At 40.2% G+C, this 14,385-nt stretch carries 14 protein-coding genes and 1 riboswitch; of the genes, 8 read left to right on the forward strand and 6 right to left on the reverse strand.

Annotated features, from left to right (window positions below; translation table 11 throughout):
• Positions 1–433: 433 nt before the first annotated feature.
• Positions 434–2,023 carry a bifunctional phosphoribosylaminoimidazolecarboxamide formyltransferase/IMP cyclohydrolase gene (gene purH / locus DK858_RS05370; protein WP_109396505.1) on the forward strand — a complete coding sequence of 530 codons (1,590 nt, stop codon included), beginning with the start codon at positions 434–436 and terminating at the stop codon, positions 2,021–2,023.
• Between the two features lie 12 nt (positions 2,024–2,035).
• Positions 2,036–3,325, forward strand: coding sequence for a phosphoribosylamine--glycine ligase (gene purD / locus DK858_RS05375; protein WP_109396507.1), 1,290 nt, complete (start codon positions 2,036–2,038; stop codon positions 3,323–3,325).
• 22 nt (positions 3,326–3,347) lie between these two features.
• Here purD and DK858_RS05380 read toward each other — a convergent pair whose 3' ends face one another.
• The 6 genes from DK858_RS05380 to nudC form a co-directional block, all read right to left on the reverse strand.
• A complete protein-coding gene (locus tag DK858_RS05380; protein ID WP_109396509.1) occupies positions 3,348–4,040 on the reverse strand; it encodes a DUF1481 domain-containing protein in 693 nt (230 codons plus the stop codon).
• Positions 4,041–4,054: 14 nt separating this feature from the next.
• Positions 4,055–4,327, reverse strand: coding sequence for an HU family DNA-binding protein (locus DK858_RS05385; protein WP_004246922.1), 273 nt, complete (start codon positions 4,325–4,327; stop codon positions 4,055–4,057).
• 191 nt (positions 4,328–4,518) lie between these two features.
• Positions 4,519–5,109, reverse strand: coding sequence for a YjaG family protein (locus tag DK858_RS05390; protein WP_109396511.1), 591 nt, complete (start codon positions 5,107–5,109; stop codon positions 4,519–4,521).
• A gap of 74 nt (positions 5,110–5,183) precedes the next feature.
• Positions 5,184–5,852, reverse strand: a complete 669-nt coding sequence (gene nfi / locus DK858_RS05395) for a deoxyribonuclease V (protein WP_109396513.1) — start codon at positions 5,850–5,852, stop codon at positions 5,184–5,186.
• Complete coding sequence (gene hemE / locus DK858_RS05400) at positions 5,845–6,918, reverse strand: uroporphyrinogen decarboxylase (protein WP_109396515.1); 1,074 nt, start codon at positions 6,916–6,918, stop codon at positions 5,845–5,847. The genes nfi and hemE overlap by 8 nt, the downstream gene beginning before the upstream one ends.
• An 88-nt stretch (positions 6,919–7,006) precedes the next feature.
• Complete coding sequence (nudC, locus tag DK858_RS05405) at positions 7,007–7,792, reverse strand: NAD(+) diphosphatase (protein WP_109396536.1); 786 nt, start codon at positions 7,790–7,792, stop codon at positions 7,007–7,009.
• A 250-nt stretch (positions 7,793–8,042) separates the two neighbouring features.
• Positions 8,043–8,165, forward strand: a riboswitch (TPP riboswitch).
• A 140-nt stretch (positions 8,166–8,305) separates the two neighbouring features.
• Here nudC and thiC point away from each other — a divergent pair.
• The 6 genes from thiC to thiH are packed head-to-tail and all read left to right on the forward strand — an operon-like array spanning position 8,306 to position 13,728.
• Complete coding sequence (thiC, locus tag DK858_RS05410) at positions 8,306–10,258, forward strand: phosphomethylpyrimidine synthase ThiC (protein WP_109396516.1); 1,953 nt, start codon at positions 8,306–8,308, stop codon at positions 10,256–10,258.
• Positions 10,242–10,889 carry a thiamine phosphate synthase gene (gene thiE, locus DK858_RS05415; RefSeq protein WP_109396518.1) on the forward strand — a complete coding sequence of 216 codons (648 nt, stop codon included), beginning with the start codon at positions 10,242–10,244 and terminating at the stop codon, positions 10,887–10,889. The genes thiC and thiE overlap by 17 nt, the downstream gene beginning before the upstream one ends.
• Positions 10,883–11,632 (forward strand): HesA/MoeB/ThiF family protein, encoded by a 750-nt coding sequence (locus tag DK858_RS05420; RefSeq protein WP_109396520.1) that lies wholly within the window; start codon positions 10,883–10,885, stop codon positions 11,630–11,632. The genes thiE and DK858_RS05420 overlap by 7 nt, the downstream gene beginning before the upstream one ends.
• Positions 11,629–11,829: a sulfur carrier protein ThiS gene (gene thiS / locus DK858_RS05425; protein ID WP_109396522.1), complete on the forward strand. Its 201-nt coding sequence runs from the start codon at positions 11,629–11,631 to the stop codon at positions 11,827–11,829. Before DK858_RS05420 ends, thiS begins: the two co-directional genes overlap by 4 nt.
• A 1-nt stretch (position 11,830) precedes the next feature.
• Positions 11,831–12,610 (forward strand): thiazole synthase, encoded by a 780-nt coding sequence (locus tag DK858_RS05430; protein WP_109396524.1) that lies wholly within the window; start codon positions 11,831–11,833, stop codon positions 12,608–12,610.
• Entirely contained in the window at positions 12,610–13,728 is a 1,119-nt protein-coding gene (thiH, locus tag DK858_RS05435; RefSeq protein WP_109396526.1) for a 2-iminoacetate synthase ThiH, read from the forward strand. Before DK858_RS05430 ends, thiH begins: the two co-directional genes overlap by 1 nt.
• Positions 13,729–14,385 lie beyond the last annotated feature (657 nt).

Raw genomic sequence — 14,385 nt, forward strand, 5'->3', positions numbered from 1 at the left:
TCTGCGTTGTTGCGAGGAGGTGCATTCTACATCTTCCTCATTCAGTGTCAAGCGTTTATTTTCAAGGCTTTTCACTTTTTTCTTTGTTCTCTCGGCTAACTCACTTAGCGTGGTTTGCCGTGACAACGAGGACGCATTATAGGGAGTTTTCTGAGGCTGGCAATAGTTTTTTTAAGAAAAAAAATCGTTTGCTTAATTCCACAGCAAAACCCCCACTTATACGCACTTATCAACAATTTTATCCACAGAGCATCTTTTTACATAAAATTAGCATGTCAAACGCAAACGTTTGCGTTATTATAGCGGTTGATTAAGCAAGATTGATTTTGTGTTCATCTTCTGAAATGTTAGTTAAGCAAACACAATTTCACTGTATTAATGTGATTTAACTTCTCCATTACTACCGTTATACAAACCCCAAGGGATAAAACTCATGCAACATCTTCGTCCTATCCGCCGTGCGCTTTTAAGTGTGTCTGATAAAGCAGGTATTTTAGAATTTGCTAAAGCACTTGTTGAAAGAGAAGTAGAACTCTTATCTACAGGTGGAACCGCACGTCTATTAGCAGAAGCTGGCTTACCGGTTATTGAAGTCTCCGATTACACAGGTTTCCCAGAAATGATGGATGGCAGAGTGAAAACGCTGCACCCTAAAGTACATGGTGGAATTTTAGGTCGCCGTGGGCAAGACGATGCAATTATGAAAGAACATGACATTCGCCCTATCGATATGGTCGTCGTCAATCTTTATCCTTTCGCTAAAACAGTAGCCCGCCCAGATTGCTCATTAGCAGATGCTGTGGAGAATATCGATATTGGTGGACCAACTATGGTTCGCTCCGCTGCGAAAAATCATAAAGACGTTACGATTGTCGTAAATAGTAATGATTATGAAAGAGTGATTGAAGAAATGGATAATCACGAAAATAGTCTTACTTTAGATACACGCTTTGATTTGGCAATTAAAGCCTTTGAACACACAGCAGCTTACGACGGAATGATCGCTAACTACTTTGGTCAGAAGGTTGCACCTTATTATGGTGATACTTCACAACCATCAGGTGCTTTCCCTCGTACCTTAAATCTGAACTATATAAAGAAACAAGATATGCGTTATGGGGAAAATGCTCATCAACAAGCAGCTTTCTATATAGAAGAGAATATAGAAGAAGCATCTATTGCCACCGCAAACCAATTACAAGGCAAAGCGCTTTCTTATAACAATATTGCTGATACTGATGCCGCATTAGAATGTGTGAAATCATTTTCTGAGCCTGCATGTGTTATTGTGAAACATGCAAATCCTTGTGGTGTAGCAATTGCGAATACGCTCACACAAGCATATGACAATGCATTTAAAACTGACCCAACCTCTGCATTTGGTGGCATTATCGCATTCAATCGTCCATTAGATGCAAAAACAGCAAGTGCAATCATCGAACGTCAGTTTGTTGAAGTAATCATTGCTCCTTCTATTAATGAAGATGCACTAGCAATTTTAGAAACGAAACCCAATGTTCGTGTATTAGCTTGTGGCCAATGGCAAGAAGCCAAACCCGCGTTAGATTTCAAACGTGTTAATGGTGGGCTGTTAGTTCAAGATCGCGACTTAGGAATGGTAAAAGAAGAGAACCTAAGAGTGGTCACTCAACGCCAACCAAGTGAACGAGAGCTTAAAGATGCGCTCTTCTGCTGGAAAGTCGCAAAATTTGTAAAATCAAATGCCATTGTTTACGCTAAAAACGATATGACGGTCGGTATTGGTGCAGGACAAATGAGCCGTGTATATTCTGCAAAAATTGCGGGTATTAAAGCAGCTGATGAAGGTTTAGAAGTTGCAGGTTGTGCAATGGCATCAGATGCGTTCTTCCCATTTAGAGATGGTATTGATGCAGCAGCCCTTGCTGGTGTGACTTGTGTGATTCAACCTGGAGGCTCAATTCGTGATGATGAAGTGATTGCTGCAGCCAATGAACATAACATTGCAATGATTTTCACCAATATGCGTCACTTCCGTCATTAATAAGGTATTGATATGAAGATTTTGATTATTGGTAATGGCGGCCGTGAACATGCTTTAGCTTGGAAAGCAATTCAATCACCGCTTGCAACACAGGTTTTTGTTGCTCCAGGTAATGCGGGTTCGGCATTAGAAAATGGTGTTGAAAATGTCGATATTAGTGCAACAGATATTCCTGCATTAGTCTCATTTGCGCTCGAAAATCAAATTGATTTAACTATCGTAGGACCTGAAGCACCACTGGTTATTGGTGTTGTCGATGCATTTAAAGAAGCGGGGCTAACCATCTTTGGTCCAACGAAAGGAGCCGCTCAATTAGAGGGGTCGAAAGCCTTCACAAAAGATTTTTTAGCTCGTCATAAAATTCCAACTGCGGATTATCAAAATTTTACAGAAATAACACCTGCACTTGAGTACCTCAATAAAGTGGGCGTACCAATTGTTATCAAAGCAGATGGTTTAGCCGCAGGTAAAGGCGTTATTGTTGCAATGACACAAGCTGAGGCTGAAGCTGCAATTAAAGATATGCTGGCTGGTAATGTTTTTGGTGATGCAGGACATCGTATTGTTATCGAAGAATTTCTTGATGGCGAAGAAGCTAGCTTTATTGTTATGGTTGACGGTGAACATGTGATCCCAATGGCAACAAGCCAAGATCATAAACGTGTTGGTGATGGAGATACTGGCCCTAACACTGGGGGAATGGGCGCATATTCACCTGCGCCTGTTGTTACACCAGAAATCCACCAGCAAGTAATGGAAAAAATCATTTATCCAACAGTAAAAGGGATGGCTTCGGAAGGGCATCGTTATCAAGGTTTCCTTTATGCAGGACTGATGATTGATAAACAAGGTATTGCTAAAGTCATTGAGTTTAACTGTCGTTTTGGTGACCCAGAAACTCAACCTATTATGATGCGAATGCAATCTGACTTAGTTGAACTCTGTTTAGCTGGAGCAAAAGGTAACTTAAAAGATAAAGATTCCCATTGGGATCCTCGTCCAGCTTTAGGTGTTGTGATTGCAGCCGGCGGCTACCCTGCGAATTATCGTCAAGGTGATGTTATCGAAGGATTAACACCAACATCATCAACGACGGCAAAGGTATTTCAAGCGGGAACAACACTTAATAACAAAGGCGAAGTGGTCACTGCCGGCGGGCGAGTACTATGTGCAACAGCATTAGGTGATGATATCGAGCAAGCTCAAAAAAATGCTTATGCTTTAGCAAAAAGTATCCATTGGGATGGTAGTTTTTATCGCCATGATATCGGCTATCGAGCGATTGCACGCTTAAAGAAATAAATTAAACAGCAAAAGGGAGTGATCACAAGCTCTCTTTTGTTGGTTCCCATTTACAAAAATCGTGTTCTGCAACCATCAGTAATTGCTTACCCTCTGGTGAATCAAGCCAAGCAACATAAGAAGGCTTACTTGAATTGCGTGTTCTTGTTTTTAACCAGCGTTGTTCTGGGGCTTCAAATGAAACACTCACCTTCTCACCGGCACATGTTGTCATTGTATTTTGATACCAAACACCCTGTACTAAATTTACTTTCCCAATAGTAAGCGCGTCACTGATTTCACGCTCTTTGCTTGCAGCAAATACCATTCTTAAACGTTCATCTTCTGTTAATGCACGTTTTTGCTTCTGGCGTTCTTGTTGCATGAAAATAACTTCACCATGTTTATTTAAACGAAGGTGCCAAGATGAAGGATCGTTAGGATTAATAACTTCAGAGCGGATTTGCCAAAGCTTATTTTGGCGATACTCATAGAATGTGATGACAGTTTCTGGCTTTTTATAAAAGCTATAAACACTCATGATCACTTGAGGTTCTGACACTTTATTATTTAAACGCCATAGACGTACAACACCTTCGTCCGCAATATAGCCTGTTGCAGAAAATTCAGGTAGTTGCACAGAAGAAGAGCAGGCGCTGAGCAAAAAAACAGATCCTATTGCTAACAGCCCCTGTCGTTTCAACAAAAGGGGAGTAAATCCCCCTCTATTGTTCATTCCGTTCAAAGGAATTATTTTACTGCGTCTTTCAGTGCTTTACCGGCAGTAAATGCAGGAACATTAGCTGCTGCAATTTTAATTTCTTTACCAGTTTGAGGGTTACGGCCAGTACGCTCTGCACGGTGATTCACCTTGAATGTACCGAAACCAACTAACTGTACAGAATCACCTTCTTTCAGAGCACCTGTTACTGAGTCGATAAACGCTTCAATAGCAGCTTTTGCTTGAGTTTTTGTCAGATCCGCTTTTTCAGCAACTGATTCGGTTAATTCAGCTTTGTTCATAAAATAGTCCTTAAAGTATGTTTTATCGTTTGAAAAACATCTGGTGAAAAAACTTAAATTATCTTTTTAAGAGGATAATTTAAGTAAAACACCTGAGCCACTTCTTTTTCGTACCCAATGTAGAACATACACGGGGGTGATGTGAAGTCTTTAAACGTCGCTTTTCAAGCACTAAATCACGTTTTTCTGATTTAGTGCGTTAATTCTATACCGATATTGCTCATTCCAGCTTCACGAAGGTCTGCTCGTAGACCTTTGATCAGTTCAATATCTCTTTCTTCACATTCTACAAGTAGACGGTAAATTTCCCATTGGATATCGAACTCTTCAATAACAGCAGGTAGAGATCTAAGCTCTTCTTCACCCATTTCTCTTTCTGCTTGTGTCATTTCAAGTGAAGCAACTGTCCCTACTGATAATTTGCTCACTTCAATAGCGTGACTTAATGATTCACCACTTAAACGAGAGTGAACAATTTCACTAAGTGCAACACAGGCGTCAATCGCAGGATAAACACCATAAATCTCGAACTGAGATGCATCAGGAATAGCTTCTTCTAATTTCTCTAATTGAGAATCAAAATTAACCTTTGCATCTTTCACCGTTAAAGTTTCCCAAACCAGATCGAGAATACGGCGATAAAGCATTGGATCGGTAAAACCTGTTTCACGACAAAATACCTGATAATTTGGGTACATTCGTTCACACAGGCACGCCATAAACGTCAGGTGTTGCCAAGCTTCTAGCTTTTCTAAACGTAAATGGATCGGGTTCTTCAACATTCGTGATTACTCATTTTCTTAACTTAGGCGCAGTTTACCTGAAAATTAAAAATATCCACATATTTCCCGAACATTTAGAGCTTATTCTTATTCAACTGCTCAAATAATCGCCTATTTGAAGCAATACCATCAGCCCAACGCGTTGGTTCTGGCAATCGATATCCTTTCATACACAACTCAACCCACTGCAAAGCGCCTTCCATACTCACTTTATGACCCGGAGAAATATACAGGGGTTTACATTTTTTCTTACTACGATAAATCCACCCTATTTGCTCATTTTTATCCATTAACGGCTCATGGCTCCCCATCTCTTCATTAACTGCTTTATCAATGCCACATAAACGACTTTTTGCCACACCAATAGTTGGTGTATCCACTAATAAACCAAAATGGCTTGCAACACCTAGCCTCCTAGGATGAGCAATGCCTTGCCCATCGACAAAAATAAGAGAAGGCTTTTGTTTGATTAATTGCCAAGCTGCCAGTAACGCAGGGCACTCTCTAAATGAAAGCAAACCAGGAATGTAAGGAAGAGTTGTAGGTATTCGAGCAATCTGGTATTCAAGAATTTTAAAAGAAGGGTAATGCATTATCACGATAGCGGCGCGAGTCACTGCGCCACCGTCTTCAAAACCAACGTCAGCACCTGCTATGTAAATTGGTGCTGTGAGTTGGTCTGTTAAAATAATCTGTTGAGCTTTTTCTGTCTGCTCCTGACGTAATTGTTGGGTATTAATCATTATCCTGATGATAAGGCTTCGATAAACGGTGAACCGCATCAATAAATGCACCAGCATGTTCAGGTGGAACATCTTGATGAATACCGTGCCCAAGATTAAAGACATGACCATTGCCTTTACCAAACCCAGCAAGAATAGTTTCAACTTCTTGTTCTATTCTTGCTGGCGGTGCATACAGCATAGAAGGATCCATATTACCTTGTAGCGCAACTTTATCCCCCACTCGACGACGTGCATCTTCAATATCAATCGTCCAATCAAGTCCTAATGCATCGCAACCTGTCGCCGCCATCGCTTCTAGCCAACGACCACCACCTTTGGTAAATAAAGTGACTGGCACTTTCCTTCCATCATATTCACGAATAAGACCATCAACAATCTTATGCATATAGTGTAATGAGAAGAGTTGGTAATCACGCCCTGTCAGCACACCACCCCATGTATCAAAGATCATGATAGATTGTGCACCCGCTTTAATTTGAGCATTCAAATACAGAATAACGCTATCTGCCAGTTTATCCAGTAATAGATGTAGTGCTTGAGGATCTGAATACATCATTTTTTTTATTTTTGTGAAGGCCTTACTACTTCCACCTTCAACCATATAGGTTGCTAATGTCCAAGGACTTCCCGAAAAACCAATTAATGGCACACTGCCTTGCAATGCATGACGGATAGCACGTACTGCATTCATCACATATCCCAATTCATCTTCTGGATCAGGAATAGGCAATTTTTTTATATCATCAAGATTATTTATTGGTGATTTAAAACGAGGACCTTCACCGGTTTCAAAGTAAAGGCCTAATCCCATTGCATCAGGAATAGTTAAAATATCAGAAAATAAAATAGCAGCATCTAAAGGAAACCGTCTTAAAGGCTGTAATGTCACTTCACATGCTAATTCTGTGTTCTTGCACAATGAGATGAAATCCCCCGCTTGTGCCCGTGTTTCCTTATATTCAGGAAGATATCTGCCTGCCTGACGCATCATCCAAACTGGGGTGACATCAACAGGTTGGCGCAACAGCGCACGTAAATAGCGGTCGTTTTTCAACTCACTCATGACTAACTCCATTAACAGTAATAGGGCCGCAAAATAGCATGCATTGTAACATGCTGGAAAAATAACTGTTGGCAGACAGCGCCTTTATTTAGTTCTTCTCTTTATCTTGTCGAATATTGGCTATCGTATCTTCTATCAAACGTCTGGCGATAGTATCTGGCGGTGGGATCTGCGGTAATTGATCGTAGCGATACCAACCCGCACTCATTAATTCCGAAGGATCATGACGTAATTCACCACCATCATAATCAGCTAAAAAGCCCATCATTAAAGAATGAGGAAATGGCCAAGGCTGAGAAGATACATAGCGAATATTGCGAATGCGAATATTGCTCTCTTCAAACACTTCACGGGCCACAGCTTCTTCTAATGTTTCACCAACCTCAACAAAGCCAGCGAGTACAGTGTAAAGAGGTGAATGTTTATGTCTAACATGATGTGCTAATAAGATTTTATCTTCATGGCGAATACCCACAATAATACAAGGGGCAATTTGCGGATAATAGCGTTCATGACAGTTATCGCATAAACATGCCCATTCACTCTCGCTATGGCGCATTTTAGAACCACAATAACCACAAAAACGGTGGGAACGATAAAACTCAGCCAGTTGGACACCACGGCCGACTAATTTAAATAAGTTTTCATCTTGTGAGGCGATAAGCCTTGGTGAACACATATCGTTATCCATTTTTCCATGAATAAGCCAAACTGTTTCACCCTGCCATTCACCCACAATTTTGGCGTGCTGACCAATGAGATCCCAATCTTTAGCTAAGCCAAATGGAAGTTCACCTTTAGGTAACCACACTCGCCCACCAAGACTGACTGTCCACCAGCCCTTTTCTAAGCCTGTTAATGTATATAAATGCATAACGACCATTCTATCCAAAATAATGATATAGAATAAAGGATACTCTCTTTAACAAGAACCACTCAATGAATTATGACGTTCTTCTCTTATCTATTAATATTTTCTCACTCAAACCAATAAATTATATTAATGTTACTGAGAGTGATCATTATTTAAATCCCCCCAGAAAAAGGTGAAAATACCAACAGCGGAATTTCAATAAATAACCCATGTCGGACTTGTAGTTTTTAAAATCTTTCATATACTGGACATCTTCTTGTCGGAGTGCCTAGTGTTTATAAGGCTATTATAAACACAGGCTGAGACCGTTAATTCGGGATCCGCGGAACCTGATCGGGTTAATACCCGCGAAGGGAACAAGAGTGATTCGACCTTTTGATAGCTTTATTACGTATATTTTTTACACTCCCATATACACCTATCTGTCGATACTCCCTGCGACCTCCAGACAAGCATTTTTCTCAATATTCACCCGACAGGCTACCGCCTGCATGATATTTATTAGGAAATGCTATGTCCCAAAATCAAACTATATCCGTCAAAGATATTTCACCAACAAACAACAAACAGCGCCCACGAAAAGAACAGCGTGATGCTGCTCAAGAGTTTATCAGCACCATTCAAGGCGTAAGTTTTCCAAATTCAAACCGCATTTACCTCGAAGGCTCACGTACTGACATTAAGGTACCAATGCGTGAGATCCAACTTGATAAAACGCTAGTAGGAGGATCAAAAGACTCCCCTATTTTTGAAGAGAATGAACCCGTACCCGTATATGACACATCAGGCCCTTATGGTGATCCCGCGTCTCAACTTGATGTTAATCTTGGATTAAAAAAAATACGCCAACCATGGATTGATGAGCGCAATGATACGGAAACTCTTTCACTTTTAAGTTCAGATTTCACCCAACAACGCCTTTCTGATGCTGGATTAGAACATCTGCGCTTCCCGTTAAAACCAAGCCCTAAAAAAGCGCTAAATGGCAAACGTGTTACACAGTTACATTATGCACGCCAAGGCATTATTACGCCTGAAATGGAGTTTATTGCTATTCGTGAAAATATGGGGCGTGAGAGAATTCGTAGCGAAGTTTTACGCCAACAGCATGCAGGATTTAGCTTTGGTGCTCATCTTCCTGACAACATTACTCCTGAGTTTGTGCGCCAAGAAGTTGCAGCTGGTCGAGCAATCATTCCTGCCAATATCAATCACCCAGAATCAGAGCCAATGATTATTGGGCGAAATTTCTTAGTAAAAGTGAATGCCAATATCGGAAACTCTTCGGTAACCTCCTCTATTGAAGAAGAAGTTGAAAAACTAATTTGGTCTACACGCTGGGGAGCAGATACCGTAATGGATCTCTCAACCGGCCGTTATATTCATGAAACGCGTGAGTGGATCATTCGCAATAGCCCTGTTCCTATTGGTACAGTTCCAATTTATCAAGCACTTGAGAAAGTTAACGGTATTGCTGAAGATCTCTCTTGGGAAATATTCCGTGATACTTTGCTTGAACAAGCAGAGCAAGGGGTTGATTACTTTACTATTCATGCTGGTGTCTTATTACGTTATGTGCCAATGACCGCAAAACGCCTCACGGGTATTGTGTCTCGTGGCGGTTCAATAATGGCGAAATGGTGTTTATCACACCATAAAGAGAATTTCCTCTACGAACATTTCCGTGAAATCTGCGAAATTTGTACGGCTTATGATGTCTCCCTTTCGCTCGGCGACGGGCTAAGACCGGGTTCAATTCAAGATGCGAACGATGAAGCCCAATTTTCTGAATTACATACGCTAGGTGAACTGACAAAAATTGCATGGGAATATGACGTTCAAGTCATGATAGAAGGCCCTGGCCACGTTCCAATGCAGATGATCCGCCGCAATATGACAGAAGAATTAGAGCATTGTCATGAAGCACCTTTTTATACCTTGGGCCCACTAACGACTGATATCGCACCGGGTTATGACCATTTTACTTCAGGTATTGGTGCAGCAATGATTGGCTGGTTTGGTTGTGCGATGTTGTGTTACGTCACGCCCAAAGAACACCTTGGCTTACCTAATAAAGAAGATGTAAAACAAGGTCTTATTACTTATAAAATCGCCGCTCATGCTGCCGATTTAGCCAAAGGGCATCCTGGCGCTCAAATCCGTGATAATGCAATGTCAAAAGCGCGATTTGAGTTTAGATGGGAAGATCAATTCAATTTAGCGCTTGATCCTGAAACGGCACGTCAATATCACGATGAAACCTTGCCTCAAGCATCAGGAAAAGTCGCTCACTTCTGCTCAATGTGTGGACCTAAATTCTGTTCAATGAAAATAACGCAAGAAGTACGCGATTATGCGGCTGGTATGGAACAAATGTCTCAAGCCTTTAAAGAGCATGGCAGTGAGTTATACCACAGTGCAGAAATCACCAATATTGAGGTGACTGAAAATGAACAGATCCTCTAACACACCTTTTGCACCGACAGAAAAAAAGCTTGGGCTTTATCCTGTTGTTGATTCTGTTGAGTGGATCGAACGCCTGTTAAAAACAGGCGTTACCACCCTGCAATTACGTATAAAAGATAAACAACCAGACGATGTTGAACAAAAGATCATTGAAGCAATAAAACTAGGCAAACAGTATCAGGCAAGACTGTTTATCAATGATTATTGGCAACTCGCCATTAAACATCACGCCTACGGTGTTCATCTTGGTCAAGAAGATCTTGATATTGCTGACCTTAATGCCATTAAACAATCAGGATTACGTCTTGGTATTTCCACTCACGATGAAGCGGAATTACAAAGAGCGAAAATATTACGCCCATCTTACATTGCATTAGGGCATATATTTCCAACCACAACAAAAGATATGCCATCTAAACCTCAAGGTTTGAAGGCACTCAAGCATCAAGTAGCTCTGACACCTGATTTTCCAACTGTTGCTATTGGTGGGATCTCACTAGAAAGAGTGCCTGATGTTGTTGCTACTGGCGTTGGGAGCGTAGCCTTAGTCAGTGCAATAACAAAAGCACCAGATTGGCAACAAGTGACTCGTAAATTATTAGAATTAGTAGAAGGAAAACCAGCATGCTAAATGATAATGATTTTATGCGTTATAGCCGACAAGTGATGTTAGAAGATATTGGCTTAGAAGGTCAAAATAAGCTTCAACAAGCAAAGGTACTGATTGTTGGTCTGGGTGGATTAGGCTCTCCTGCTTCTCTTTATCTTGCAGGTGCAGGCGTTGGCGAACTTATTTTAGTTGATGATGATGAATTGCATGTTTCTAATCTACAACGTCAAATTCTTTATCGTACTCAAGATATTCCTGATGCAAAATCAGAGGTCGCAAAGCAGACTCTACTTGCATTAAATCCGGATATAAAAATTACCTCTTATAAACAACGTATTAATGATGATTCATTATATAAATTAGTTAAAGAGGTCGATTTAGTTTTAGATTGCACAGATAACATGCTCACACGCCAAGCGATTAACCGTGCTTGTGTCGCACAGCAAACTTCGCTTATCAGTGGCAGTGCTGTAGGGTTTAGTGGCCAACTAATGGTGTTTGAACCACCTTTTACTTATGGCTGCTATCACTGCCTGTATCCTGATGAAACTGAACCACAAAGAAACTGCAAAACAGCCGGAATTCTAGGTCCTGTTGTGGGTGTAATTGGTACACTTCAGGCACTTGAAGCAATTAAATTGCTATCTGGTTTACCCTGTTCTCTGAGTGGAAAACTTCGCCTTTTCGATGGTAGAAAACAAAATTGGAGTACTTTGCGTTTAACACCATCAAAAACATGTCCTGTTTGTCGAGGGGTAGCATGAACATCACCGTAAATGACGAACAATATTCTCTGGATATGCCTGTCACCATCTGTCAGCTCCTTATTCAGTTAGAGCAGCCACCAATTGGTGTGGCGCTTGCTATCAATGAAACGATTGTTCCCCGTGAAGACTGGGAAACACATTTTATAAATGATGGCGATACTATTCTTCTCTTCCAAGCAATTGCAGGGGGCTGATATGTTAAAAATTGCTGATACAACATTCACATCTAGACTATTTACAGGCACAGGGAAATTTGCAACACCAACACTAATGACAGAAGCTATTAAGGTTTCGGGTAGCCAATTAGTCACGATGGCCATGAAACGTGTAGATTTAAAAAATGGTAATGATGATTTAATCGCACCACTTAAATCATTAGGAGTAAAATTATTACCTAATACTTCAGGCGCAAAAACAGCACAAGAAGCTATTTTTGCGGCTCGTTTAGCCAAAGAAGCCTTTGGCACCCATTGGGTAAAATTAGAAATTCATCCTGACACCAAATATTTACTACCCGATCCTATTGAAACACTTAAAGCTGCGGAGCTCCTCGTTAAAGAAGGTTTTGTTGTCTTGCCTTATTGCAGTGCTGATCCTGTTTTATGTCGCCGTCTAGAAGAAGTTGGCTGTGCCGCTGTAATGCCTTTAGGTTCTCCTATCGGCTCCAATCAAGGTTTACAGACGCGTGATTTTTTACAAATTATCATTGAACAAGCCTCAATTCCTGTTGTTGTAGATGCTGGCATTGGTGCACCAAGCCATGCACTCGAAGCTTTAGAGCTAGGGGCTGATGCCGTATTGGTTAATACCGCAATTGCTGTTGCAAAAAATCCTATTCTAATGGCACAAGCATTTAAAACAGCGCTTGAGGCTGGTGAACTTGCTCGACAATCAGGGCTTGCTACAGCCACTTCCGTTGTAAATATGCAAGCACAAGCCTCTAGTCCATTAACTCAATACTTAGAGGCATTCTAATGGACACTTTTTCTGATTATTGGCAACAGCTTGATTGGGATGACATTACATTAAAGCTCAATAGTAAAACCAATGCGGATGTTGAAGCCGCATTAAATCGCCACACGCTGACACTTGATGATTTTATGGCGCTGATTTCACCCGCGGGTCGCCATTATTTAGAGCCAATGGCACAACGCGCTCAACAATTAACGCGTCAGCGTTTTGGCAATGTCGTAGGATTGTATGTACCGCTTTACCTTTCTAATTTATGCGCAAATGACTGTACTTATTGTGGCTTTTCAATGAGTAATGCCATTAAACGTAAAACATTAAATGAAAGTGAGATCATTGCCGAATGTAATAGCATCAGACAATTAGGTTTTGATAGCTTGTTATTAGTGACTGGAGAACATCAAAGAAAAGTGGGTATGGATTATTTTCGCCAATATATCCCTCTTATTCGAGAAAATTTCAGTTCATTAATGATGGAAGTTCAACCTCTTGCTACAGAAGAATATGCAGAATTAAAAACACTCGGTATTGATGGCGTGATGGTTTATCAAGAAACCTATCATGAACCAACCTATCAATTGCATCATCTAAGAGGTAAAAAACAGGACTTTCATTGGCGACTACAAACACCAGATAGATTAGGGCAAGCTGGAATTGATAAAATTGGGTTAGGTGCATTGATTGGTCTTTCAAACCAATGGCGTAGCGATTGTTATATGGTGGCAGAACATCTCTTATTTTTACAAAAACGCTATTGGAAAAGCCGTTACTCAATCTCTTTTCCTCGTTTACGCCCTTGTGCTGGTGGACTAAGCCCCGCATCAGTAATGAGTGAAGCGGAATTAGTGCAATTGATCTGTGCTTTTCGTATTTTGGCACCTGATGTTGAGCTTTCACTTTCAACCCGTGAATCTCCTTATTTTCGTGATAATACAGTGCCATTAGCCATTAATAACATTAGTGCAGGTTCTAAAACTCAACCCGGTGGATATTCTGATAGCCATGAAGAATTAGAACAATTCTCGCCTAATGATAATCGCCATGTTAATGATGTGATTAACGCATTAAAAGAACGAGGATTACAACCCGTTTGGAAAGACTGGGATAATTACTTGGGTCGTTAATTAAAGTTTAAATAATATAAAACCGCCTTTAGTTTATTTAATTACAATAACAAAGGCGGTTTTTATTATATTTTAGATAAAAATTTAATAATTTAATTCCAATCAAACAAAAAATAAAACATATCTATTTATTATTAGGTTTCACTCAAATTCGATAGTTAATTACAGTGATTTAAACTGTATTTAAACATCTTTATGATTAAATAAAGATAATTTTATAGGTGAAAAAAACGACCGAATTATGAGTATTAAGATCTTTTTAAAAGAAATGTTTGTCCTATATGTGCAAAAATGGATTGCCCTTTCTTAACTGAAAATAAATATGGAAAAGAGATGATGGAAGCTTATCGATCTGGCGATTTTGAAAGAGCAAAAAATATATGTTCAACAATGTGCTCTATTCGAAATCAGCAGGTAAAGGAAGTGATTTTTACCCTAATACTATTTATCGCCCTGTCGATATTAACGCCAGACTCACCCCCGAAGCATAAATACTGAATATTCCTGAACGAAATATATTAAATGATATTGCTAAACGAACAGGGACAATTAAAACAACGGCTATTTTTGTCGAGATAAGTATAAATGGTGCAAAACAAATTGATCTTATTAAAACAGAAAAACTAGTACCAACACGTGTTATAGAAGCACGCAAAA

It is taken from the genome of Proteus faecis, assembly GCF_003144395.1.
Lineage (GTDB): Bacteria > Pseudomonadota > Gammaproteobacteria > Enterobacterales > Enterobacteriaceae > Proteus > Proteus faecis.